Source organism: Pseudomonas sp. BF-R-24 (assembly GCF_019947335.1).
Taxonomy (GTDB): Bacteria; Pseudomonadota; Gammaproteobacteria; order Pseudomonadales; family Pseudomonadaceae; genus Aquipseudomonas; species Aquipseudomonas jessenii.
Window position 1 is genome coordinate 1 of the sequence record NZ_JAGYGG010000012.1, and the last position, 23866, is coordinate 23866.

Consider the following 23866-nt stretch of genomic DNA (forward strand, 5'->3'; position numbering starts at 1 on the left):
CGCGAAGGCGGCCTGGCAGTCAACTGAGGTGTTGGATGATCCACCGCCTTCGCGAGCAAGCCCGCTCCCACAAGGAACCGTGTGATTGCACGAGACATGAAAAAGCCCCGCCTGGATCACCAGGCGGGGCTTTTTAGTGGCCGATGGAATCAGACGAGAGGTTTAGGCTCGTGTTCTTTTTCCTGGGCTTGCTCGTGTTGCTCTACCGCTTCCTGAACGGAGCGCGGTGCTTCGTGGATCACCGACTCAACCGGCTCGGCAGCCACTTCGGCAGCCGGGGCAGGAGCTGCCTCAACCACTTCAGCAGCAACCGGTGCAGGCTCGGCAGCGACAACCGCTTCAGCTGGAGCCGCAGCGGCAGCCAGTTCAGCTTCCTTCTGCAGACGCTCGGCTTCACGCTTGCGACGACGCACTTCACGCGGGTCGTTAGGCGCACGGCCACTTGGCGTCAGGGCGCTGGCAGGAGCGGCTTCGACCACTGGTGCAGGTGCTTGGGCAACGACCGGTGCTTCAACGGCTGGCGCTTCAACCACCGGCGCCGGGGCCGGTTCTGCTGCGGCAACCACCGGCTCGGAAACCATGGCTTCTGCCACTTGGGTTTCAGCGGCTGGTGCAGCGGTTTCAGCGACGGCTGGCTCGGCAACCCAGTTGAATGCGGTTTGCTCTTCGCGAACTTCACGCACGGTGTCAGTCACGGTTTCAACAACCGCTTCCGCAGCCTGGGCAGGTGCTTCTACCACTGGCGCTGGCTCGGCAGCCGCTTCAACAGCAGGCTGAGCTTCTGGCGCTGGCGCCACTTCGATTTCCGGCGAGGCGGTGACTTCGACCGGTGTGGTCGCTTCAACGACTGGCGCTTCAACCGGAGCTGCTTCCAGGGTCGCGGCAGTGGCGCGTTCGGCTTGCACATTGGCTTCAGCTTCTGCTGGAGCGCTGATCACGCTGCTGGCAACAGCTGCGGTGACAGCCAGGCCGGCGGCCAGATCGGCAGTGCTTGGCGCTTCAGCGTTTTCGCCGGACTCGGACTCTTCCGAACCTTCGATCACGTTACCGTTGGCGTCACGCTGACGCTCGCGACGGTTGCTGCGACGACGCTGACCACGGGAGCGGCGGCGTGGACGATCGCCTTCGGCGCTTTCCTGACCGTCTTCCGACAGTTGCTCTTCGTTGGTGGTCAGTTCTTCTTCAGTTGCGGCTGCGGCAGCTTGTTCGGCACGTGGCTGACGTTCTTCACGCGGTGGGCGTGGCGCGCGTTCTTCACGTGGCTGACGAGCCGGGCGTTCTTCAGCGGTAGCAGCCGTAGCGGTAGCAGCGGCGGCCGGAGCAGCCGGAGCGGCATCCAGAGGCTCGCGCAGTTCACGAACGCGTTCTTCACGCTCGCCACGTGGCTTGCGATCTTCACGCGGAGCGCGCGGTGCACGTTCTTCACGAGGCGCACGTGGTGCGCGTTCTTCGCGGGCTACCGCTGGCGTTTCTTCGCGGGTTTCGCGAGGTTCACGCACTTCCCGTGGCTGACGCTCTTCACGCGGCTCACGTGGTGCGCGTTCTTCACGCGGTGCACGCTCTTCGCGAGGCTTGCGCTCTTCATCACGGCGACCGTTACGGTTGCGGCTCTGCTGGCGACCGTTGCGACGCTCTTCGTTGCGGGCCGGACGCTCGGCGGCAGGTTTTTCAACCACAACCGGTGCGGCAGGCTCTTCCTTGGTGGCGAACAGGCTCACCAGCGATTTCACCAGGCCTTTGAACAGGCTTGGCTCCGGTACGGCGGCCGGGGCAGGGGCTGGAGCGGCCACTTCGGTCGGCACCGGAGCGTTGGCACGGGCCGGGGCCGTTTTGACCGCAGCTTCCTGGCGAACCAGGGTGCGGGTCGCAGCGGCTGGCTGGACTTCTTCGACTTCGGCAGCGGCAGCGGCGATTTCGTAGCTGGACTGGTTGGTCGCGGCTTCCGGGCTGTCGTCACGCAGGCGCTGTACTTCGAAGTGCGGCGTTTCGAGGTGATCGTTCGGCAGGATGACGATGCGGGCACGGGTGCGCAGTTCGATCTTGGTGATCGAGTTGCGTTTTTCGTTGAGCAGGAATGCCGCCACCGGGATCGGCACTTGTGCACGAACTTCGGCGGTACGGTCTTTCAGGGCTTCTTCTTCGATCAGGCGCAGGATCGCCAGGGACAGCGATTCAACGTCACGGATGATGCCGGTGCCGTTGCAACGCGGGCAGACGATGCCGCTGCTTTCACCCAGGGATGGACGCAGGCGCTGACGGGACATTTCCAGCAGGCCGAAGCGCGAAATGCGACCGACTTGCACGCGAGCGCGGTCGGCTTCCAGGCATTCGCGGACTTTTTCTTCCACGGCGCGCTGGTTCTTGGCAGGGGTCATGTCGATGAAGTCGATGACGATCAGGCCGCCGATGTCGCGCAGGCGCAACTGACGGGCGATTTCCTCGGCCGCTTCAAGGTTGGTTTGCAGTGCGGTTTCTTCGATGTCGCTGCCTTTGGTGGCACGCGCCGAGTTGATGTCGATGGACACCAGGGCTTCGGTCGGATCGATCACGATGGAGCCGCCGGAAGGCAGTTCGACAACGCGCTGGAAAGCGGTTTCGATCTGGCTTTCGATCTGGAAACGGTTGAACAGCGGCACGCTGTCTTCGTACAGCTTGATCTTGCTGGCGTACTGCGGCATTACCTGGCGGATGAAGGTCAGGGCTTCGTCCTGGGCTTCAACGCTGTCGATCAGCACTTCGCCGATGTCCTGGCGCAGGTAGTCGCGGATCGCGCGGATGATCACGTTGCTTTCCTGGTAGATCAGGAATGGCGCGGCGCGGTCCAGCGAAGCTTCCTTGATGGCGGTCCACAGTTGCAGCAGGTAGTCGAGGTCCCACTGCATTTCTTCGCTGCTGCGGCCAAGGCCTGCAGTGCGCACGATCAGGCCCATGTCGGCCGGGGCAACCAGACCGTTCAGGGCTTCACGCAGTTCGTTGCGCTCTTCGCCTTCGATGCGACGGGAGATACCGCCGGCACGCGGGTTGTTCGGCATCAGCACCAGGTAACGACCGGCCAGGCTGATGAAGGTGGTCAGGGCGGCGCCCTTGTTGCCACGTTCTTCTTTTTCGACCTGAACGATGACTTCCTGGCCTTCGCTCAGGACGTCCTTGATGTTGACGCGACCTTCCGGGGCTTTCTTGAAGTATTCGCGGGAGATTTCTTTGAGGGGCAGGAAGCCGTGGCGCTCAGAGCCGAAATCGACAAAGGCAGCCTCGAGGCTTGGTTCGATGCGAGTAATCCGGCCTTTATAGATGTTGGCCTTCTTCTGCTCGCGTGCACCGGATTCGATGTCCAGGTCGTAGAGGCGCTGGCCATCTACCAGTGCAACACGCAACTCTTCGGGTTGAGTTGCGTTAATCAGCATTCTTTTCATGTAGTACCGTCGGTTTCCGGGCTGCCGGAAACGGCGTTCGGCACACACGACTTCTCACGGTCGGTGTCAGGTGCGTCGGGAGTGGTTGGCCATTTCCCGTGTCCAGCGAAGTCCGGCCAATGTGGGCCTTCATCGCGACGTACGCGTCCTGCTTGCTGTGGCTACTTAAGCACTCAGTCAGGAGGAGGAATCAACCAGCGGCTGTGGACGAGATGAAGCGTCTTGAGAAAGCCTGTTGCTACACAGTCCGGCGGTTGTGCATCTCCACCCTACACGTATCCCTGATAATTCGGGTGCTGCCGCGCGCAGAATCCGCAGCGGGTTGGCATTTACCGTGAGCTCCGAAAGGGGAGGTCACGCATCATGGCTAATTTAGGCGTTGTTTCCGATGCCTTCGCTCGGGGTCATTCGCAGCTGACTGCACTTTGTGAACTGGCCGTGAATATGGCTCGCAAAACGAGTGGAAAACTCTGCTTTGTGGCGTGATTCAGGCCTCATGTCACCTGCGCTCGTTACACCTGCAAACTCCACCGTTACGTAGCGAAAGCCCCGTAGGACGGCCTCGCGTCCTGGTGAATTGCGTTGGTCAGGGCCGGTTTTTGACCGTTGGTCCGCTGTCCAGGCCGCTTTTGGCGACGTTCGCGACTATAGCAGCAATGATTAAGTGCTTCAATTCCATAAAAAATTGTTATCATCCGCGCCATGACGACGACTACCCCCCCGACTCCAGGCGTACAACTGCTTGAGGTCTCGCCGGAATATGCCGGCCAACGCATTGATAATTTCCTTCTCGCCCGACTCAAAGGCGTGCCCAAGACCTTGATTTATCGCATTTTGCGCAAGGGCGAAGTGCGCGTGAACAAAGGTCGGATCAAGCCCGAGTACAAGCTGCAGGCGGGCGATATCGTGCGCGTGCCGCCGGTTCGCGTGCCTGAGCGCGACGAACCGGTGCCGCTGGCACAAGGCCTGTTGCAGCGGCTCGAGGCCTCGATTGTCTTCGAAGACAAGGCGCTGATCGTGATCAACAAGCCCGCGGGCATTGCTGTTCATGGTGGCAGCGGCCTGACTTTCGGGGTGATCGAAGCCTTTCGTCAGTTGCGCCCCGATTGCAAAGAGCTCGAACTGGTTCACCGTCTCGACCGTGATACGTCCGGCCTGTTGATGATCGCCAAGAAGCGCAGCATGTTGCGCCACTTGCACACCGCATTGCGCGGTGATGGCGTCGACAAGCGCTACATGGCGCTGGTCCGCGGTAACTGGGCGAGCTCGATCAAGCAAGTCCGTGCGTCGCTGGGCAAGAGCAATCTGCGCTCCGGCGAGCGCATGGTCGAGGTCGACGAGGAGGAGGGGAAGGAGTCCGTGACCGTGTTCAAGGTCCTGCGCCGCTTCGGCGACTTTGCCACCCTGATCGAAGCCAAGCCGATTACCGGCCGGACTCACCAGATCCGCGTCCATACCTTGCACGCCGGGCATTGCATCGCTGGCGACACCAAGTATGGCGACGAAGGTTTCAGCAAGGAAATCCGCGATCTGGGCGGCAAACGCCTGTTCCTGCACGCCTACATGCTGACGGTGCCACTCCCCGATGGTGGTGAGCTGAAGCTGCAAGCGCCGGTCGACGAGATGTGGGCCAAAACCGTGGAGCGATTGAGTGCGCCCATCTGATTACAAGCTGCTGATCTTTGATTGGGACGGCACTCTGGCCGATTCCATTGGTCGGATTGTCGAGGCGATGCACGTTGCCTCGCAGCGTTCCGGTTTTGAGCTGCGCGATGATCTGGCCGTCAAGGGCATCATCGGCCTGGGCTTGCCGGAAGCGATCCGCACCCTGTACCCCGAAATCGGCGACGCCGAGCTGATCGCGTTCCGCGAGCACTATGCTGAGCATTACATCGCGTCGGAGGCTGTGCCTTCGCCGCTGTTCGAGGGTGTGGTCGAGTCGCTCGAGGCATTTCGTGCTGAGGGCTATCATCTGGCTGTGGCGACCGGCAAGGCCCGTCGCGGGCTGGATCGGGTGTTGAAGTCCCATGGCTGGGAGAATTACTTCGATATCACTCGCGCCGCCGACGAAACCGCCAGCAAGCCCCACCCGCTGATGCTCGAACAAATTCTTGCCCATTGCGAGGTTCGCCCGGAACAGGCGTTGATGGTGGGTGATTCGTCCTTTGATTTGCAGATGGCGCGCAACGCCGGCATGGGTTCGGTGGCCGTCAGTTATGGCGCTCAATCGATCGATGCGTTGAGGTTGTATGAGCCGCGACTGGCCATCGACCGTTTTTCAGAATTGCATGCCTGGCTGAGTCAGCGGGCTTAACCGGTTGTTTTTGGGGTGGATGGCATGACCGACGAATGGAAGGCGCCCGCCAAGGCGAGCGCAGAGAGCGGTGACGACAAAAGCTGGAAACTGCTGGAAAAGACCCTGCTGGCCGGCATACAGGAGCAGCGCCGGTCCCGTCGCTGGGGGATATTCTTCAAGTTTCTGATTTTTGTGTATCTGTTCGGCGCCATTGCCCTGTTTTCGCCTCTGATGGATATGGAAAAGGCCGGCACCCTTAGTGCCAATTACACGGCGTTGATCGATGTGAGAGGCATGATTGCCGACAGGGAGTCGGCCAGTGCAGACAATATCGTTGGCAGCTTGCGTGCGGCTTTCGAGGACAAGAAGGTCAAGGGCGTCATCCTGCGCATCAACAGCCCGGGCGGCAGTCCGGTGCAGTCGGGTTATGTCTATGACGAGATCAAGCGTCTGCGCGGTCTGCACCCGGACATCAAGCTCTATGCGGTCATTTCCGATCTGGGGGCTTCCGGCGCTTACTACATCGCCAGTGCGGCGGATCAGATCTACGCCGACAAGGCGAGCCTGGTCGGCTCCATCGGTGTGACGGCAGCCGGTTATGGCTTTGTCGGCACCATGGAGAAGCTGGGTGTCGAACGTCGTACCTACACCTCTGGCGAGCACAAGTCGTTCCTCGATCCATTCCAGCCACAGAAGCCGGAAGAAACCGCCTTCTGGCAGGGCGTGCTCGATACGACCCACAAGCAGTTCATCAATAGCGTCAAGCAGGGTCGTGGCGACCGCCTGAAAGACAAGGAGCATCCGGAGCTGTTCTCTGGCCTGGTCTGGTCCGGCGAGCAGGCGCTGCCATTGGGATTGATCGATGGGCTGGGTAATGCCAGTTCGGTTGCGCGGGATGTGATCGGTGAGAAAGAACTGGTGGACTTCACCGTTCAGGAATCGCCATTCGATCGCTTTTCGAAAAAACTCGGCGCCAGCGTGGCTGAGCATTTGGCGATGTGGATGGGTTTTAACGGTCCGTCGCTGCGCTGATTCTGATGTGACATGAAAAACCGGCCTGCGTGGCCGGTTTTTTGGTATCGGGATTCAGGGAACCTGTACGCCTTCAGTCAGCAGCATGTCGATCAGGCGAATCAGCGGCAGGCCGATCAGGCTGGTGGCGTCAGGTCCTTCGGTGCTGCGAAACAGGCTGACCCCCAGGCCTTCGGCCTTGAAGCTGCCTGCGCAGTCGTAGGGTTGTTCGGCGCGCAGGTAGCGTTCGATGCGAGGTGCGTCGAGTGTGCGCATGTGTACGGTGAACGGCACGCAATCGACCTGGCAGTGCCCTGTCTGGCTGTTGAGCAGGGCCAGGCCGGTGAGGAACGTCACGCTGGCACCGCTGGCGGCCAGCAGTTGTTCCCGGGCTTTTTCGAATGTGTGGGGTTTGCCGATAATCCGCTCTCCCAGCACTGCGACCTGGTCGGAGCCGATTATCAGATGAGCGGTATGGCTGTCGGCCAGGGCGCGCGCTTTCTCTTCGGCGAGGCGCTTGACCAGCTCGATGGCGGACTCACCCGGGCGATGGCTTTCGTCGATATCCGGCGAGCTGCAAGTGAAAGGCAGCTGCAGGCGGGTCAGCAATTCCCGGCGATAGGCCGAGCTGGAAGCGAGTAATAAAGGCAGCATGCACAACTCCATAAGGCGTGTGCGAATTCTAGCGAGGCTTCCAAGTGACGGACAGGGCTGAATTTCCTTTGACATGGGCGGGTGCATCCCTATAATGCTGCGCCTATGTTGAATGACCCGATTCCACCTCACGTTGACCCGCGCAAATTGGCTGATCGTGGCACCACCCTTCAAGGTGAAATGCTGCTGGCCGATTTGGAGAGACTCTGCGACCCGCTTTCCGACAATGTCGGTACGGTGCAGGCTAAATTCGTTTTTGAACGAGATGAACGTAAATCTGTGGTCATCCACAGCTTTATCGACACTGAAGTCAAAATGGTTTGCCAGCGTTGTCTTGAGCTGGTCACCCTGCCGATCCATAGCGAATGCAGTTACGCTGTGGTGAAGGAGGGTGCGAATACCCAGTCGTTGCCGAAAGGTTATGACGTGCTGGAACTGGGCGAAGATCCTTTGGATCTGCAGTCACTGATCGAGGAGGAGCTTCTGCTCGCCTTGCCCATTGTGCCTGCTCATCATCCGGAAGAATGCCAGCAGCCGGCGGGTCTCGATGAGCCCGAACCGAGCGAGGACGAGGTAACGCGGTCCAACCCGTTCAGTGTATTGGCGCAGTTAAAGCGTGACCCAAACGTTTAGGAGTTAATCAATTATGGCTGTTCAGCAGAACAAAAAATCCCGCTCTGCCCGTGACATGCGCCGTTCGCACGACGCTCTCGAGGCTAGCACCCTGTCTGTAGAAAAAACCACCGGTGAAGTTCACCTGCGTCACCACGTATCGCCAGAAGGCGTATACCGTGGCCGTAAAGTGATCGACAAGGGCGCTGACGAGTAATCACTTGTCCGCTCAAGTCATCGCGATTGACGCAATGGGCGGGGACTTCGGTCCCCGCAGCATTGTCCAGGCCAGCCTTGCTTGTCTGTCTGCCACACCCTCGCTGCACCTGACCCTCGTCGGTCAACCCTCCCTTCTTGAAGAATTGATCGCTGGCCATCCGGCTGTGGATCGCGCGCGCCTGTCGATTACGCCGGCGTCCGAAGTCATCACCATGGACGAAAAGCCTGCCCAGGCCTTGCGCGGCAAGCCCGACTCGTCGATGCGCGTGGCGCTTGAGTTGTTGCGTGACGGCAAGGTCCAGGCTTGTGTCAGTGCCGGTAATACCGGTGCGCTGATGGCGTTGTCGCGGTTCGTGCTCAAGACCTTGCCCGGCATTGACCGTCCGGCCATGGTGGCGGCGATTCCGACACAAAAAGGTTATTGCCAGTTGCTCGACCTGGGCGCCAACGTCGATTGCAGTGCCGAGCATCTGTTGCAGTTTGCGGTCATGGGCTCGGTTGCGGCCGAGACCCTGGGCATAGCGCGTCCTCGGGTGGCGTTGCTGAACATCGGCACCGAAGACATCAAGGGCAATCAACAGGTCAAGCTGGCCGCGACTTTGTTGCAAGGCGCCCGTGGCATCAATTACATCGGCTTTATCGAGGGCGACGGTTTGTACCGTGGCGAAGCGGATGTGGTGGTGTGTGACGGTTTTGTCGGCAACATCCTGCTCAAATCCAGCGAAGGTCTGGCGACCATGATTGCCGGGCGCATCGAAGCGTTGTTCAGGAAGAGCGTGGCCTCTCGCGTGGTCGGTGCGCTTGCACTACCGCTGATGAAGCGCCTGCAGGCCGATCTGGCACCTGCCCGGCACAACGGTGCGAGCTTTCTCGGCTTGCAGGGCATTGTGGTGAAAAGCCACGGTTCTGCCGGGGTTCAGGGGTTTCAGAGTGCCATTCAGCGCGCCTTGATCGAGATTCAGGAGAATCTTCCCGAGCGCCTGCACGGTCGTCTGGAGGATTTGTTGCTTTAGGCGTTTTCGTCGGACAATGCTTAAATGTGACCGCTTGGTTCGATGGGCCATCCAACTGTCAGTTTCTTGCGTCCCCAAAGCGGGGCGCCAACTCTCCGACGACAAGATCATTAGGGGCTTGTTACATGTCTGCTTCCCTCGCATTCGTCTTTCCAGGACAGGGTTCGCAGTCCCTCGGCATGCTGGCCGAGCTGGGCGCGCAACATCCGGTTGTCCTTGAAACATTCAAAGAAGCTTCCGATGCACTGGGTTACGACCTGTGGGCACTGACCCAGCAAGGGCCGGAAGAGCAACTCAATCAAACCGATAAAACCCAGCCAGCCATTCTGACCGCCTCTATCGCCCTGTGGCGTTTGTGGCTGGCCGAAGGTGGTGCGCGCCCGGCTTACGTTGCCGGGCACAGCCTGGGTGAATACAGCGCGCTGGTCGCGGCAGGCAGTCTGAGCCTGGGCGATGCGGTGAAGCTCGTCGAGCGTCGTGGCCAGCTGATGCAGGAAGCCGTTCCGGCCGGGCAGGGCGGCATGGCCGCCATCCTGGGTCTGGACGATGCCGACGTACTGGCAGCCTGTGCCGAAGCGGCGCAAGGCGAAGTGGTCAGCGCGGTCAATTTCAACTCGCCGGGCCAGGTGGTCATCGCCGGTGCCAAGGCTGCCGTCGAGCGCGCCATCGAAGGCTGCAAGGCGCGTGGCGCCAAGCGTGCCATGCCGTTGCCGGTCAGCGTGCCGTCGCACTGCGAACTGATGCGCCCGGCTGCCGAGCGTTTCGCCGAATCGATCGCGGCGATCGACTGGCAGGCACCGCAGATTCCCGTGGTGCAGAACGTCAGTGCCCAGGTGCCGGCCGATCTGGAAACCCTCAAGCGCGATCTGCTCGAGCAACTGTACAAGCCAGTACGCTGGGTTGAATCGGTCCAGGCACTGGCCGCCAAGGGCGCGACCAACCTGGTCGAGTGTGGCCCGGGTAAAGTGCTGGCCGGTCTGAACAAGCGTTGCGCCGAAGGCGTGTCGACATCCAACCTCAATACCCCAGACGCTTTCGCTGCCGCCCGTGCAGCGTTGGCCTGAATCAGGAGAAGCTTGCATGAGTCTGCAAGGTAAAGTTGCACTGGTCACCGGTGCAAGCCGTGGCATCGGCCAGGCTATCGCCCTGGAACTGGGTCGTCAGGGCGCCATCGTTGTTGGTACCGCGACCTCCGCGTCGGGTGCTGAACGCATTGCCGCGACCCTGAAGGAAAACGGTATTCAGGGCACTGGCCTGGAACTCAATGTCACCAGCGACGAGTCCGTGGCAAGTGTTCTGGCGAGCATTCAGGAGCAGTTCGGTGCGCCGGCGATTCTGGTCAATAATGCCGGTATCACCCGCGATAACCTGATGATGCGCATGAAAGACGACGAGTGGCACGACGTTGTCGATACCAATCTGAACAGTCTGTTCCGCCTGTCCAAGGGTGTTTTGCGCGGCATGACCAAAGCTCGTTGGGGCCGAATTATCAGTATTGGCTCGGTTGTGGGTGCCATGGGCAACGCAGGCCAAGTAAACTACGCTGCCGCCAAGGCCGGTCTGGAAGGTTTCAGCCGTGCTCTGGCGCGCGAAGTCGGTTCGCGTTCGATTACGGTAAACTCGGTGGCTCCTGGGTTCATCGATACCGATATGACCCGTGAACTGCCCGAGGCACAGCGTGAAGCCTTGCAGACGCAGATTCCGCTGGGTCGTCTGGGGCAGGCTCAAGAGATCGCGTCCGTGGTCGCTTTTCTTGCGTCGGACGGTGCGGCTTACGTTACCGGAGCTACAATCCCGGTGAACGGCGGGATGTACATGTAATTCAAATGTGACGGATTGCTTCAAAAAAATGTCATACGAGCTGTCTAAAATCCGTTATAAAGCTGCAATCTATTTATAGGCAGAGGGTCACCGGGTTCGAGGAGTGAAGCTTTCAGTTGAAAAGCTGAAAAGCCTTTCTATACACTTACCCACTGGCCAGCTGCCTGAATTTGTCCATTAGGAGTGAAAACAAGGTATGAGCACCATCGAAGAGCGCGTCAAGAAAATCGTTGCTGAGCAACTGGGCGTTAAAGAAGAAGAAGTGGTCAACACTGCTTCCTTCGTTGAAGACCTGGGTGCCGACTCCCTTGACACCGTTGAGCTGGTGATGGCTCTGGAAGAGGAATTCGAGACCGAAATCCCTGACGAAGAAGCCGAGAAGATCACTACTGTACAAGCTGCAATCGACTACGTTACTAGCCACCAGGCGTAATAGTTTGTAATCGTTGCTCGCTGTCATGGAAAAACCGCACTGCCATCATGGCGTGCGGTTTTTTCTTTAGGCCTGATGCAAAGTCGTCATTTGAAAAAAGGAGAGTGCTGTGTCGCGTAGACGCGTCGTAGTCACCGGTATGGGTATGTTGTCGCCACTGGGCACGGATGTGCCGAGCAGCTGGCAGGGCATTCTGGCTGGCCGCAGTGGCATTGGTCTGATCGAACACGCCGACCTTTCTGCCTATTCCACCCGTTTTGGCGGCTCGGTAAAGGACTTCAATGTCGAGGAATACCTGTCGGTCAAGGAAGCCCGCAAGCTCGACCTGTTCATTCAATACGGTCTGGCCGCAGGTTTTCAGGCGGTACGCAATGCCGGTCTGGAAGTCACTGACGCCAACCGTGAGCGTATCGGCGTGGCCATGGGCTCGGGTATTGGCGGTCTGACCAATATCGAAGAAACCGCCCGCACGCTGCACGAGACCGGCCCACGACGGATCTCTCCGTTCTTCGTGCCAGGCTCGATCATCAATATGATTTCCGGTTTCCTGTCCATCCACCTCGGTGCACAGGGACCCAACTACGCCATCGCCACGGCCTGTACCACCGGTACACACTGCATTGGCATGGCTGCCCGCAACATCATGTACGACGAAGCTGACGTGATGATTGCCGGCGGCGCCGAGATGGCGGCCTGCGGTCTGGGCATGGGCGGCTTCGGTGCTTCCCGCGCGCTGTCGACCCGCAACGACGAGCCGACCCGCGCCAGCCGTCCATGGGACAAGGGCCGCGATGGCTTCGTGTTGTCCAATGGCGCCGGTGCGCTGGTACTGGAAGAACTCGAGCACGCCAAGGCGCGTGGCGCGACCATCTACGCCGAGCTGATCGGCTTCGGCACCAGTGGCGATGCCTATCACATGACCTCGCCGCCAGCCGATGGTGCGGGTGCTGCGCGCTGCATCACCAATGCGCTGCGCGATGCCAAAATCAATGGCGATCAAGTGCAGTACATCAACGCCCACGGCACCTCGACTCCTGCAGGCGACCTGGCCGAAGTCAATGCGATCAAGTCGGTATTCGGCGAGCACGCCTACAAGCTGGCCGTCAGTTCCACCAAGTCCATGACCGGTCACCTGCTGGGTGCGGCGGGCGCGGTCGAGGCGATCTTCAGCGTGCTGGCAATCAACAGCCAGGTAGCGCCGCCGACCATCAACCTCGATGAGCCGGACGAAGGCTGCGATCTCGATTTTGTGCCGCACACGGCGCGCAACATGGATATCGATGTGGTCGTTTCCAACTCCTTCGGTTTTGGCGGCACCAACGGTTCGCTGGTGTTCCGTCGGTTCGCAGGCTGATGGACAGCTGGGTCGACGGTCAGCCGGCTGACGCTTTGTCGCTGAAGGATCGCGGCCTGGCTTATGGCGATGGTCTGTTCGAGACCATCGCCGTGCGCAGCGGTCAGCCCGTGTTGCTGGACCGGCATCTGTCGCGCCTGGCGGATGGCTGTTCGCGCCTGGCGATAACAGCCGAGCAGGAGCTGATCCGCAGCGAACTGCTGGCCTACGCCGCGGCACTGGGTGACGGGGTGCTCAAGCTCATTCTCACCCGTGGCGACGGTCTGCGCGGTTATGCCCCCGATCCTTCGGCCCAGGCCCGACGCATTGTGCAAGGCAGTCCACCTGTGGCTTACCCTGCCGCGCATGGTGAGCGGGGTGTTCGTTTGTTTCCCTGCGCCACGCGATTGTCCAGGCAGCCATTACTGGCCGGCCTCAAGCACCTCAATCGTCTTGAGCAAGTCCTCGCCCGTGCCGAATGGCAGGACACCGAGTATGCCGAAGGCTTGATGCTCGATCAGGCCGGGCGCGTAATTGAGGGTGTGTTCAGCAACTTGTTCCTGGTGCGTGATGGTGTACTCATCACAGCGGACCTCAAGCGCTGCGGCGTGGCAGGCGTGATGCGCGCAGAAATATTGTTTCAGGCCAAGTCGCTGGGAATCCCCACACAAATCACCGATATCCCCCTCGAACAGCTGCAATGGGCTGACGAAGTCTTTGTCTGCAACAGCGTGTATGGTGTCTGGCCGGTGCGCGCCTATGCTGCTCTTCACTGGCCGGTTGGGCCGCTCACCCGTAAACTCCAAACCATTGCCCGTGTGCTACTGGATGCTTGATACGTGAGACGTAAACTCTTGCTGCTGCTGGAAACCGGAGTGGTTCTGGCGGGGCTGCTGATGGGTGCTTCAGCCTGGAAGATTCATTCGGCGCTGGTACAGCCGCTGAACATTACCCAGGAACAATTGCTGGATGTGCCCAAGGGCACCACGCCGACTCGCACCCTTTACCGACTCGAAGCCAACGGCGTCATCAAGGACGCATTCTGGCTGCGGGTGTATTGGCGCTTCAACCTCGCCAGACAACCCCTGCACAGCGGTGAATACCGCATGCAGCCCGGCATGACCGTCGAAGGCCTGATCGACCTGTGGAAACGCGGGGAAATGGTTCAGTACAGCCTGACCCTGGTCGAAGGCTGGAGTTTCCGTCAGGTCCGCGCAGCGCTGGCCAGGGAAGAGAAGCTCGAACATAGCCTCGACGGTTTGAGCGATAGCCAGGTCATGGACAAGCTCGGCCACACCGGGATTTTTCCGGAAGGGCGCTTCTTCCCTGACACCTATCGTTACGTGCGGGGCATGTCCGATGTCGAGGTGCTGAAAACCGCTTACGACCGCCTCGATGAAGTACTCGCCAAGGAGTGGGAAAAGCGCGCTGCAGATACACCGTACACCGAACCCTACCAGGCGCTGATCATGGCTTCGCTGGTGGAAAAGGAAACCGGCGTACCGCAGGAGCGCGGGCAGATTGCCGGCGTGTTTGTACGACGCATGGCGATAGGCATGCTGCTGCAGACCGACCCGACGGTGATCTACGGCCTCGGCGACCGCTACAGCGGCAAGCTGACCCGGGCTCACCTCAAGGAATCGACGCCGTATAACACTTACATGAATGCGGGACTGCCGCCGACGCCGATTTCGATGGTCGGTCGCGAAGCCATCCATGCGGCACTCAATCCGGTGGACGGCAACAGCCTTTACTTCGTGGCGCGTGGCGATGGCACCCATGTGTTCTCCGACGACCTGGATGCCCACAACAATGCCGTGAAGGAGTTCCAGATCAAGCGCCGCGCCGATTACCGCTCCAGCCCGGCTCCCGCTACTACGTCCGAGATGCCGCCAATCCAGGCTGAGCAAAACGGTATGCAGGAGGCCAGGTCTTCGCAGGAGCAGGCGCCGTTCCCGGCCGCTTCACCGAACACGGCTCCCGAGGCACTGCCGCAAGTGCCGGCGCAAGATCCTGCGCCAGCTCCTGAAATGCCCGAACCCGATGCAAGCGCACCGAAAAGCCCGCAATGACTCTGATTAAGGACTGCCTGTGACTGGCTTGTTTATTACTCTGGAAGGCCCGGAAGGCGCCGGCAAGAGCACCAATCGCGAATACCTGGCCGAGCGCCTGCGCGCCGCCGGCATCGAGGTGGTGCTGACCCGCGAGCCGGGTGGCACGCCGTTGGCCGAGCGCATTCGTGAAGTGCTGCTGGCCCCGGTCGATGAAGTCATGAACCCGGATACCGAGTTGCTGTTGGTGTTCGCGGCGCGTGCCCAGCATCTGGCCGAGGTGATTCGCCCGGCGCTGGCCCGCGGTGCCGTGGTCTTGTGTGATCGTTTTACCGATTCGACATACGCCTATCAAGGCGGCGGTCGCGGCTTGTCGCTGGAGCGCATCGCAACCCTGGAAACCTTCGTCCAGGGCGATCTGCGCCCGGACCTCACGCTGATTTTCGATCTGCCTGTCGAGGTCGGCCTGGCCCGCGCCAGCGCTCGTGGTCGTCTGGATCGCTTCGAGCTCGAAGGCCGGACCTTTTTCGATGCCGTACGCAGTGCCTTCCTCAAGCGGGCCAAGGCGGATCCGGCGCGTTATGTGCTGGTCGATGCTGCCCAGCCGTTGGCACAGGTTCAGCAATCGCTGGATGCCTTGCTGCCGCGCCTGCTGGAGTTGAGCCGTGGCTGAGGCCTATCCGTGGCAGGAAAACCTCTGGCAGCAACTGGCCGGTCGCACCCAGCATGCGCACGCCTACCTGCTGCATGGCCCCGCCGGAATCGGCAAGCGGGCACTGGCCGAGCGCTTGATGGCCAGCTTGCTGTGCCAGCGCCCGAACGCGCTGCAAGCCTGCGGCGAATGCAAATCCTGCCTGCTGCTCAAGGCTGGCAGCCATCCGGATAACTACATCCTGGAGCCGGAAGAAGCCGACAAGGCGATCAAGGTCGACCAGGTTCGCGACCTGGTCGGTTTCGTGGTGCAGACCGCGCAGTTGGGCGGGCGCAAAGTGGTGCTGATCGAGCCGGCCGAGTCGATGAACATCAACGCCGCCAACGCCTTGCTCAAAAGCCTTGAAGAACCGTCCGGCGATACCGTTCTGTTGCTGGTCAGCCATCAGCCGAGCCGCTTGTTGCCAACCATCAAGAGTCGCTGCGTGCAGCAGGCCTGTCCGCTGCCGGGCGAGGCCATGAGCTTGAAGTGGTTGGCCCAGGCGTTGCCGGAGTGCTCCGAAGATGAGCGCGTCGAACTGCTGACGCTGGCCGCCGGTTCGCCGCTGGCGGCGGTCAATCTCCAGGCCCAGGGCGTGCGTGAACAGCGCGCGCAAGTGGTGGAAGGGGTTAAAAAACTCCTCAAGCAACAGCAGTCGCCGACGCAACTGGCCGAAGAATGGAAAAACATTCCGATGTTGCGCCTGTTCGATTGGTTCTGCGATTGGTCGAGCCTGATCCTGCGCTATCAATTGACTCAGGATGAAGCCGGCCTCGGCCTGACCGACATGCGCAAGGTCGTGCAATACCTGGCGCAGAAAAGCGCCCAGGACAAAGTCCTCGATATTCAGGACTGGATCCTCGCCCAGCGGCAGAAAGTCCTGAGCAAGGCCAACCTCAACCCGGCCTTGTTGCTGGAAGCATTGCTGGTGCAATGGGTGTCGTTGCCTGCCCAACGGTGACTGTCTGCGCCTAGACTCTGAGTATCAGAACATCCGACCGTCCCACCCATACAAGTTGCAGCCCTTTATGCTCGTAGATTCCCATTGTCACCTTGATCGCCTTGACCTGACCGCCCACGAGGGCTCCCTGGATGCTGCCCTGGAAGCTGCCCGGCAGCGTGGGGTCGGGCACTTTCTGTGTATCGGTGTCAGCGCGGACAACGCGGCCGACGTCAAGGCCCTGGCCGAACGTTATGACGATGTCGACTGCTCGGTGGGCGTGCACCCTCTGGATGTGCAGCCGGGGGCAGCGCCGGCGCTGGACTGGCTGTTGCAGGAGCTCAATCACCCGCGGGTGGTGGCGATTGGCGAAACCGGCCTCGATTACCACTACGAGCCTGAAGCGGCAGAGTTGCAGCAGGAATCGTTCCGCCTGCACCTGCAAGCGGCGCAGCAGACCGGCAAACCGGTAATCATCCATACCCGTGGCGCCCGCACCGATACCCTGGACTTGCTGCGGGACGCTGCGCTGCCCCAGGCAGGCGTGTTGCATTGCTTCACCGAAGACTGGGAGATGGCGAAGGCCGCGCTGGACATGGGCTATTACATTTCCCTGTCCGGGATTGTCACTTTTCGCAATGCCGACGCATTGCGTGATGTGGCCAGCAAGGTGCCGGCCGACCGTTTGCTGGTGGAAACCGACTCGCCGTACCTGGCGCCGATTCCCTATCGTGGCAAACCAAACCTGCCGCAGTACGTGCGTGAAGTTGCGGAATTTCTGGCAATGTTGCGTGGTGAGCCCTACGAGCGGTTTGCCGAGCAAACCACGGCGAATTTCCAGCGACTATTCCCGCTGGCACATGTAAAAGGTTAAATCGCAGGCAAAAAAAACCCGGGTTCTGGGGGGTGAATCCGGGTTAAGACCATTAGGAGTAAAACAATGGCACGCGGTCCGTTGGTACCAATATCGGCGTGACACTTGGGGGAGATGCCCCGCCGACAGTTCAAGTATTGATCAGGATTGCGCCTCGTCCAGTTTAGCGGCCCGGGTTTTTAAACAAATTTGGAATACGTGCGCTTCGGAAGAGTTCTCATCACCCTGTAAACGTACGCGGAATGACCAGAAAGCGCAGATATGGTCGGATGATCCGTGCATTTTTGCGTAAGTTAGGCATAATACGCGGCTTCGAATTTTGACCCCGACAGACCTTTTCTTATGCATAAAGAACCTCGTAAGGTCCGTGAATTCCGTCGCCGCGAGCAGGAAATTCTCGATACCGCGCTCAAGCTGTTCCTCGAACAAGGTGAAGACAGTGTCACCGTCGAGATGATTGCTGATGCCGTCGGTATCGGCAAAGGCACGATCTACAAGCACTTCAAATCCAAGGCGGAAATCTATCTGCGCCTGATGCTCGACTACGAGCGCGATTTGAACGCTCTGCTGCATTCGGCCGATGTCGACAAGGACAAGGAAGCCCTGTCCCGGGCCTACTTCGAATTCCGCATGCGCGATCCACAACGCTATCGCCTGTTCGACCGCCTCGAAGAGAAAGTGGTCAAGGGCAACCAGGTGCCGGAGATGATCGAGGAACTGCACAAGATCCGTGCCTCGAACTTCGAACGCCTGACCTTGCTGATCAAGGGCCGGATCAGCGAAGGCAAGCTGGAAGATGTGCCACCTTACTTCCACTACTGCGCGTCCTGGGCGCTGGTGCACGGTGCCGTCGCGCTGTATCACTCGCCGTTCTGGAGCAATGTGCTGGAAGATCAGGAAGGTTTCTTCCAGTTCCTGATGGACATCGGCGTGCGCATGGGCAACAAGCGCAAGCGTGACACCGACACTTCCGGCAGCTGAGCCATTCAGTTGCCTTATTGCGCCATGATTTCGCTACATGGCGCAGTAGCGCAGGAATATACTCAGGTAGAGGACTTGCTAAAACTTGATTTCTGAGTCAAGTTTTAGCGGCCCGATATTCTTCCGCCGGAGTGACCATGATCGTTGATCGTCAAGGCAGGCGTTTTCGCAACTTGCGAATCAGTCTGACCTCAGCCTGCAATTACGCCTGTACCTACTGCGTGCCCAACGGCAAGCGGCTGGTGGCTGCGCAGGATGAATTGTCGGCCGAAGCCATGGCGCGCGGCGTGGCTTATCTGATTGAAGCGGCGGGCATCGAGCGTCTGCGCATTACCGGCGGCGAGCCGCTGGTCAGCCCGAAACTCGAGGCGTTCATGACGGCGGTCGGGCAGATGGGCCTGGAAGACATCAGTCTGACCACCAATGGCCAGTTGCTGGCGAAGAAACTGCCGCTGCTGGTGAACGCCGGTATCCGGCGCCTCAACGTCTCCCTCGATACTCTCGACGCCAGTGCGTTCCGCAGTATTGCCCGGGGCGGTGACCTGGCCACCGTGCTCGACGGCATGAGCGAGGCCAGTGCGGCCGGCATGAAGATCAAGGTCAACATGGTGCCGCTGCGCGGACAGAACCTCGATCAAGTGATGCCGCTGCTCGACTACTGCCTGGAGCGCGGTTATGAACTGCGCTTCATCGAACTGATGCGCATGGGCCACCTGGCCAACGATTCCAATGCCTTTCTGCAGCAGTTCGTCAGTCTCCAGCAATTGCTGAGCCTGATCGGCGAACGCTACGAATACCTGCAAGCCGATGCCCCGGTCGATGCGACGGCCGTTCGATATGAAATTCCCGGCCAGGGTTATTTCGGCGTGATCGCCAACGAGAGCGTGCCTTTCTGCCGTACCTGTTCGCGACTTCGTTTGTCTTCCACCGGGTGGCTGCATGGCTGCCTGTCGTCGAGCAATCGCCATTACATCGGTGATCTGCTGGACAAGCCACGCCATCAGGCCCTGCCGGCCTTGCAGCGGCTGCTGGTGAAAGCCTTGGGTGACAAGCAGGAAGTGGCGTTCTCTGGCGGCGCGACTGTCATGAAGATTATCGGCGGCTGATCTTCCGCAATCGCGAGCAAGCTCGCTCCCACAGGTGATATGCAATTCCCTGTGGGAGCGAGCTTGCTCGCGATTTGGACTGTCAGATGCCACTGCTCATGAGCTGGCGCAAAAGCTGCATCCTACGGCCATTCGCCGGTTTTCCGACACCGGCCTCTGGAGGATAGGATGCGTAGCCTGGTTTTGCTGCTGGCCGTTTTGGCACTTGGTGGCTGCATGAACGTCAGCGATATGGCCGAAGGGACTCGTTACCATATGAGCGATGCGGGGCTGCTCGATCACAGTGACAGTCGTCGCGTAAACAACCTGCGCATTCAGCCGGACTCGTTCGTCTACATCGCCCAGGGCGCTTTCATGCCGCCGGGCAGCGCCGTTTATCCACGGCCCAACGTGATTGCCGAAGTCGCGTTCGACGGCTTCGTCGAATATTTCCCGATGGTCCGCCGTGCCCGTACGCCGGAAGGTCTCGACCAGGCCATGGGCGAAGCCCGTGCCGCCGGTGCGCACTATCTGCTCTACACCCGGTTTGCCAAGTCTGACGACCGTATCGGCAACTCGGACGAGTGGCTGGACCAGGAAGCCCTGGATCGTCTCGGCATCGACAGCGGTATGATTCAGATCATGTTGATCGAGACCAGCACCCAGTATTTGATTGATACTGCAACCATCAAGAGTCGTGGCGGTTTACTGACGTTCCACGATAAAAAACCCGAAGACCTGATGGGCCCGCCGCTGGAACAATACGCGCGCAGCCTGCTGGGGCTCAGCGACCAGTAATTTCAAGGAGAACGCCATGAGTGGCCCGCAAAAAGCCAACGACTTGCTGGGGCAAATCCCCAAGACCAAAGGCTTGCCGCCGGTGCACCTGTGGAATCCCGATTTCTGCGGCGACATCGACATGCGCATCGCCCGGGACGGCACCTGGTATTACCTGGGCACGCCGATCGGGCGCAAGCCGATGGTCAAACTGTTCTCCACCATCATTCGCCGCGACGGCGATGATTATTTCCTGATCACTCCGGTGGAAAAGGTCGGGATCAAGGTCGACGATGCGCCGTTCGTGGCGATCGCGGTGGACGTGGAAGGCGAGGGCGAGGCGCAGGTGTTGCGCTTTACCACCAACGTCGATGAAACCACCGAGGCCGGCGCCGAGCACCTCCTGCGTGTGGTCATCGACCCGGTAACGCAAGAGCCTGCCCCTTACGTGCATGTGCGCAGCAATCTTGAAGCGTTGATCCATCGCAACGTGTTCTATCAATTGGTGGAGCTGGCGGTGAGTCGCGAGATCGACGGCCAGCGCTGGCTCGGTGTATGGAGTGGCGGCGAGTTCTTCCCCATCGGTCTCGAACCCTGACCCATAACCCTGTGGGAGCAAGCTCGCTCCCACAGGGGGTTGCGAACACTCAAAAAATCAAATTGACATCCAATCATATGATGATTAGCGTGGACCTCCATCGCGAACGGCATTGAGGTGTCCATGTCCAGCAGCTTTCATGCATCGACGGTTGACTGGCTGGGTTGCTGGCTCGCCACGGGGCAGGTCAAGCCAGGTGAGTCACTCAAGGTCGAAGCCGACCTCGGCGAACAACTCGGCGTGAGCCGCACGGTCATCCGTGAAGCCATCAAGACCCTGGTTGCCAAAGGCATGCTCGAGGTCGGGCCGAAAGTCGGCACGAGGGTATTGCCAGTGCGGCGCTGGAACCTCTTCGATCCACAAGTCGTTGGCTGGTTGTCGCGCAGCGGCTTACCGGAAAACTTCGTCGACGATCTGCTCGACCTGCGCCGCACCATCGAACCGATGGCCGTGCGCTGGGCCTGCGAGCGCGCAACCGGCGAACAGGTGAACGAGATCCTGTTGGCCTGCAACGCGCTGGAACGGGCGGTGGACAGCGGCATCGATTACAACCGCGCCGATCAGTTCTTCCACGAGTGCATCCTCGCCGCCAGCCACAATCAATTCATTGAACAAATGGTTCCCGCCCTCGGCGCGTTGCTGGCGGTGGCCTTTGAAGTGTCCGCCGCCGACCCGGATGAACTGCGTCGCACCTTGCCGATTCACCGGGACCTGGCCGAGGCTATCGCGGCCCGGGATACCGCCCGGGGTGTCTGGGCCTGCATGACCCTGATCGATAACGCGGACCTTGCGATCAAGCGTTACTACCCGCAAGTCATGGCCGATAAAAAAGCCAGCTGACAGCTCGAACCACTGTAGGAGCGAGCTTGCTCGCGATGGTGTATTCAGCTACCACCAGGTCGACTGGCACACCTTCGCGAGCAAGCTGGCTCCTACACAATAAAAACAAGAACAACGCAGGAGGTTTCATGGCGTGGACTGCGGTGACCGAGCATCGGGCACGACTGGGCGAAGGCCCGTTCTGGGATGCGCCCACCCAAGCCCTGTACTGGGTGGATATCGCCGGTAAGCAGGCGTTGCGGTTGATCGGCGCCAACGTGCAGATCTGGCAGATGCCGGAGCACGTGTCGGCGTTCATTCCCTGCGAAAGCGGCGATGCCCTGGTGGCATTGAGCAGCGGCGTGTATCGGCTCGATCTCGATTCACCGGGCCTGGCGCCGCGCCTGACACTGTTTTGCGTTGCCGATCCGCAACCGGGCAACCGCCCCAATGAAGCCCGTTGCGACGCCCAAGGCCGGCTCTGGCTCGGCACCATGCAAAACAACATCGGCGCAAACGGCGAAGACCTGCCCATCGTCCACCGTTGCGGTGGACTGTTCCGCATCGATCGCGCCGGGCGGGTTGCGCCGTTGCTGCGCAATCTGGGCATTCCCAACACGTTGCTGTGGAGCGATGACGCCACCAGCGTGTATTTCGGCGACAGCCTCGACGGCACCTTGTATCGACATTTCATCCGTACCGACGGAGCCCTCGATGCGCCGCAGGTCTGGTTTGGTCCGCATGAGCGTGGCGTCCCGGACGGTTCAGCGATGGATGCCGAAGGTTTTATCTGGAATGCCCGTTGGGACGGCAAGTGCCTACTCAGGTTGAGTCCGGACGGCAAAGTCGATCGGATCATTGAACTGCCGGTCAGTCGTCCCACCAGTTGCGTGTTCGGCGGTTCAGACCTCAAAACCCTGTACATCACCAGCGCGGCCAGTCCGCTGGGCCATCCGTTGGATGGGGCTGTGTTGTCGATCGCAGTGGATGTGCCTGGAAAACATTGCACGCGCTTTGCTGGATAAATCCCAAAATATGGGATGTAAATATATATATTGAGATTTATCGCAGGCCGGGTTTATAGTCGGCCTCACCAGTTACATGCACTCACACTTAAAAAAACAAAACAGGTGAAGTGATGCAGCGAAGTTCCCCCGTGCTCCCTTGCGGAGCCTGTGCCTCAGAACGTTTCCAGGCTGAAACGTTTCGCACTCACCTGTTTCCTACCCAGCGCCTTTTGACCGGACATCGACAGATGCCCGGTTTTCGTCGTGTTTTCGAACAGGAGTCTTGATCCATGGCTGAACCACTGTCATTGCCACCGGTGCCCGAACCGCCCAAGGGCGAACGCCTGAAAAACAAGGTCGTCTTGCTGACCGGTGCCGCCCAGGGTATTGGCGAAGCGATTGTGGCGACCTTCGCGTCCCAGCAGGCCAGGCTGATCATCAGCGACATTCAGGCCGAGAAAGTCGAGAAAGTCGCGGCGCATTGGCGAGACCAGGGCGCCGATGTGGTGGCGATCAAGGCCGACGTGTCGCGTCAGCAGGACCTGCACGCCATGGCCCGGCTGGCGATCGACCTGCACGGCCGGATCGATGTGCTGGTCAACTGCGCCGGGGTCAACGTATTCCGCGATCCGCTGGAAATGACCGAGGAAGACTGGCGTCGCTGCTTTGCCATCGACCTCGATGGTGCCTGGTACGGTTGCAAGGCGGTGCTGCCGCAGATGATCGAGCAGGGCATCGGCAGCATCATCAATATCGCGTCCACCCATTCCACCCACATCATTCCTGGCTGCTTCCCGTACCCGGTGGCCAAGCATGGCCTGCTCGGCCTGACCCGCGCGCTGGGCATCGAATATGCGCCCAAGGGTGTGCGCGTCAACGCGATTGCGCCGGGCTACATCGAAACCCAGTTGAACGTCGATTACTGGAACGGTTTTGCCGACCCCCACGCCGAACGCCAGCGAGCGTTTGACCTGCACCCGCCGCGCCGTATCGGGCAGCCGATCGAAGTGGCAATGACCGCCGTGTTCCTGGCCAGTGATGAAGCGCCGTTCATCAATGCCTCGTGCATCACCATCGATGGTGGTCGCTCGGTGATGTACCACGACTGAGTGATCGGGCTTTCCGGCGCCTTGCTACGCCTGAAATCCAATCATCATACGATATGACTATTGGCAGTATGTTTTTACCGCCCGTTGGTTAACAAAGAACGCTTTCAACGAGTGCTCAAGAAAAATAAC

The 23866-nt window shown here is 60.0% G+C and carries 24 protein-coding genes; 22 read left to right on the forward strand and 2 right to left on the reverse strand.

The window, feature by feature from the left end; genetic code table 11:
- Positions 1–149: 149 nt before the first annotated feature.
- The gene (gene rne / locus KGA98_RS11895; protein ID WP_057713710.1) at positions 150–3413 is read right to left on the reverse strand and encodes a ribonuclease E; all 3264 of its coding nucleotides are present in this window, start codon (positions 3411–3413) and stop codon (positions 150–152) included.
- A gap of 702 nt (positions 3414–4115) precedes the next feature.
- Here rne and rluC point away from each other — a divergent pair.
- From rluC to KGA98_RS11910, 3 genes are read left to right on the forward strand one after another with little or no spacing between them, the layout of a single operon-like run.
- Positions 4116–5078, forward strand: a complete 963-nt coding sequence (rluC, locus tag KGA98_RS11900; protein WP_007977058.1) for a 23S rRNA pseudouridine(955/2504/2580) synthase RluC — start codon at positions 4116–4118, stop codon at positions 5076–5078.
- Positions 5065–5727 carry an HAD-IA family hydrolase gene (locus KGA98_RS11905; protein WP_223502400.1) on the forward strand — a complete coding sequence of 221 codons (663 nt, stop codon included), beginning with the start codon at positions 5065–5067 and terminating at the stop codon, positions 5725–5727. Before rluC ends, KGA98_RS11905 begins: the two co-directional genes overlap by 14 nt.
- Before the next feature lie 24 nt (positions 5728–5751).
- Entirely contained in the window at positions 5752–6741 is a 990-nt protein-coding gene (locus KGA98_RS11910; RefSeq protein ID WP_223502401.1) for a S49 family peptidase, read from the forward strand.
- Between the two features lie 54 nt (positions 6742–6795).
- Here the strand turns inward: KGA98_RS11910 and KGA98_RS11915 are convergent, their stop codons facing one another.
- Positions 6796–7374, reverse strand: a complete 579-nt coding sequence (locus KGA98_RS11915) for a Maf family protein (RefSeq protein ID WP_150812204.1) — start codon at positions 7372–7374, stop codon at positions 6796–6798.
- A 105-nt stretch (positions 7375–7479) separates the two neighbouring features.
- Between KGA98_RS11915 and KGA98_RS11920 the strand changes: the two genes are divergently transcribed.
- The 19 genes from KGA98_RS11920 (at position 7480) to KGA98_RS12010 (ending at position 23737) form a co-directional block, all read left to right on the forward strand.
- Positions 7480–8007 (forward strand): YceD family protein, encoded by a 528-nt coding sequence (locus KGA98_RS11920; RefSeq protein WP_008050439.1) that lies wholly within the window; start codon positions 7480–7482, stop codon positions 8005–8007.
- A 13-nt stretch (positions 8008–8020) separates the two neighbouring features.
- Complete coding sequence (gene rpmF, locus KGA98_RS11925) at positions 8021–8203, forward strand: 50S ribosomal protein L32 (RefSeq protein WP_003179396.1); 183 nt, start codon at positions 8021–8023, stop codon at positions 8201–8203.
- Positions 8204–8207: 4 nt separating this feature from the next.
- On the forward strand, positions 8208–9218 hold the full coding sequence (gene plsX / locus KGA98_RS11930; RefSeq protein ID WP_263287840.1) for a phosphate acyltransferase PlsX: 1011 nt from the start codon (positions 8208–8210) through the stop codon (positions 9216–9218).
- Positions 9219–9343: 125 nt separating this feature from the next.
- The gene (fabD, locus tag KGA98_RS11935) at positions 9344–10282 is read left to right on the forward strand and encodes an ACP S-malonyltransferase (RefSeq protein WP_008050436.1); all 939 of its coding nucleotides are present in this window, start codon (positions 9344–9346) and stop codon (positions 10280–10282) included.
- 16 nt (positions 10283–10298) lie between these two features.
- Positions 10299–11039 carry a 3-oxoacyl-ACP reductase FabG gene (gene fabG / locus KGA98_RS11940; protein ID WP_007987168.1) on the forward strand — a complete coding sequence of 247 codons (741 nt, stop codon included), beginning with the start codon at positions 10299–10301 and terminating at the stop codon, positions 11037–11039.
- A 196-nt stretch (positions 11040–11235) separates the two neighbouring features.
- Positions 11236–11472 carry an acyl carrier protein gene (gene acpP, locus KGA98_RS11945; RefSeq protein ID WP_003175607.1) on the forward strand — a complete coding sequence of 79 codons (237 nt, stop codon included), beginning with the start codon at positions 11236–11238 and terminating at the stop codon, positions 11470–11472.
- 109 nt (positions 11473–11581) lie between these two features.
- Positions 11582–12826: a beta-ketoacyl-ACP synthase II gene (gene fabF, locus KGA98_RS11950; protein WP_095056620.1), complete on the forward strand. Its 1245-nt coding sequence runs from the start codon at positions 11582–11584 to the stop codon at positions 12824–12826.
- Positions 12826–13641 (forward strand): aminodeoxychorismate lyase, encoded by an 816-nt coding sequence (gene pabC, locus KGA98_RS11955; RefSeq protein ID WP_223502402.1) that lies wholly within the window; start codon positions 12826–12828, stop codon positions 13639–13641. Before fabF ends, pabC begins: the two co-directional genes overlap by 1 nt.
- 3 nt (positions 13642–13644) lie before the next feature.
- Positions 13645–14877, forward strand: a complete 1233-nt coding sequence (gene mltG, locus KGA98_RS11960) for an endolytic transglycosylase MltG (RefSeq protein WP_223502403.1) — start codon at positions 13645–13647, stop codon at positions 14875–14877.
- A gap of 19 nt (positions 14878–14896) precedes the next feature.
- Positions 14897–15529, forward strand: a complete 633-nt coding sequence (gene tmk, locus KGA98_RS11965) for a dTMP kinase (protein ID WP_057713719.1) — start codon at positions 14897–14899, stop codon at positions 15527–15529.
- Positions 15522–16508 (forward strand): DNA polymerase III subunit delta', encoded by a 987-nt coding sequence (locus KGA98_RS11970; RefSeq protein WP_223502404.1) that lies wholly within the window; start codon positions 15522–15524, stop codon positions 16506–16508. Before tmk ends, KGA98_RS11970 begins: the two co-directional genes overlap by 8 nt.
- A 67-nt stretch (positions 16509–16575) precedes the next feature.
- Positions 16576–17361: a TatD family hydrolase gene (locus tag KGA98_RS11975; RefSeq protein WP_223502405.1), complete on the forward strand. Its 786-nt coding sequence runs from the start codon at positions 16576–16578 to the stop codon at positions 17359–17361.
- 342 nt (positions 17362–17703) lie between these two features.
- Positions 17704–18342 (forward strand): TetR/AcrR family transcriptional regulator, encoded by a 639-nt coding sequence (locus KGA98_RS11980; protein WP_007977040.1) that lies wholly within the window; start codon positions 17704–17706, stop codon positions 18340–18342.
- A gap of 137 nt (positions 18343–18479) precedes the next feature.
- Complete coding sequence (locus KGA98_RS11985; RefSeq protein ID WP_090457196.1) at positions 18480–19448, forward strand: GTP 3',8-cyclase MoaA; 969 nt, start codon at positions 18480–18482, stop codon at positions 19446–19448.
- 168 nt (positions 19449–19616) lie between these two features.
- Positions 19617–20225: a DUF4823 domain-containing protein gene (locus KGA98_RS11990; RefSeq protein WP_057713723.1), complete on the forward strand. Its 609-nt coding sequence runs from the start codon at positions 19617–19619 to the stop codon at positions 20223–20225.
- A gap of 16 nt (positions 20226–20241) precedes the next feature.
- Entirely contained in the window at positions 20242–20802 is a 561-nt protein-coding gene (locus KGA98_RS11995; protein WP_090457194.1) for a DUF1285 domain-containing protein, read from the forward strand.
- A 123-nt stretch (positions 20803–20925) separates the two neighbouring features.
- Positions 20926–21642 carry a FadR/GntR family transcriptional regulator gene (locus KGA98_RS12000; protein WP_057713725.1) on the forward strand — a complete coding sequence of 239 codons (717 nt, stop codon included), beginning with the start codon at positions 20926–20928 and terminating at the stop codon, positions 21640–21642.
- 128 nt (positions 21643–21770) lie between these two features.
- Positions 21771–22646, forward strand: coding sequence for an SMP-30/gluconolactonase/LRE family protein (locus KGA98_RS12005; RefSeq protein WP_223502406.1), 876 nt, complete (start codon positions 21771–21773; stop codon positions 22644–22646).
- Positions 22647–22918: 272 nt separating this feature from the next.
- Positions 22919–23737: an SDR family oxidoreductase gene (locus KGA98_RS12010; protein WP_223456184.1), complete on the forward strand. Its 819-nt coding sequence runs from the start codon at positions 22919–22921 to the stop codon at positions 23735–23737.
- Positions 23738–23866: the final 129 nt, after the last annotated feature.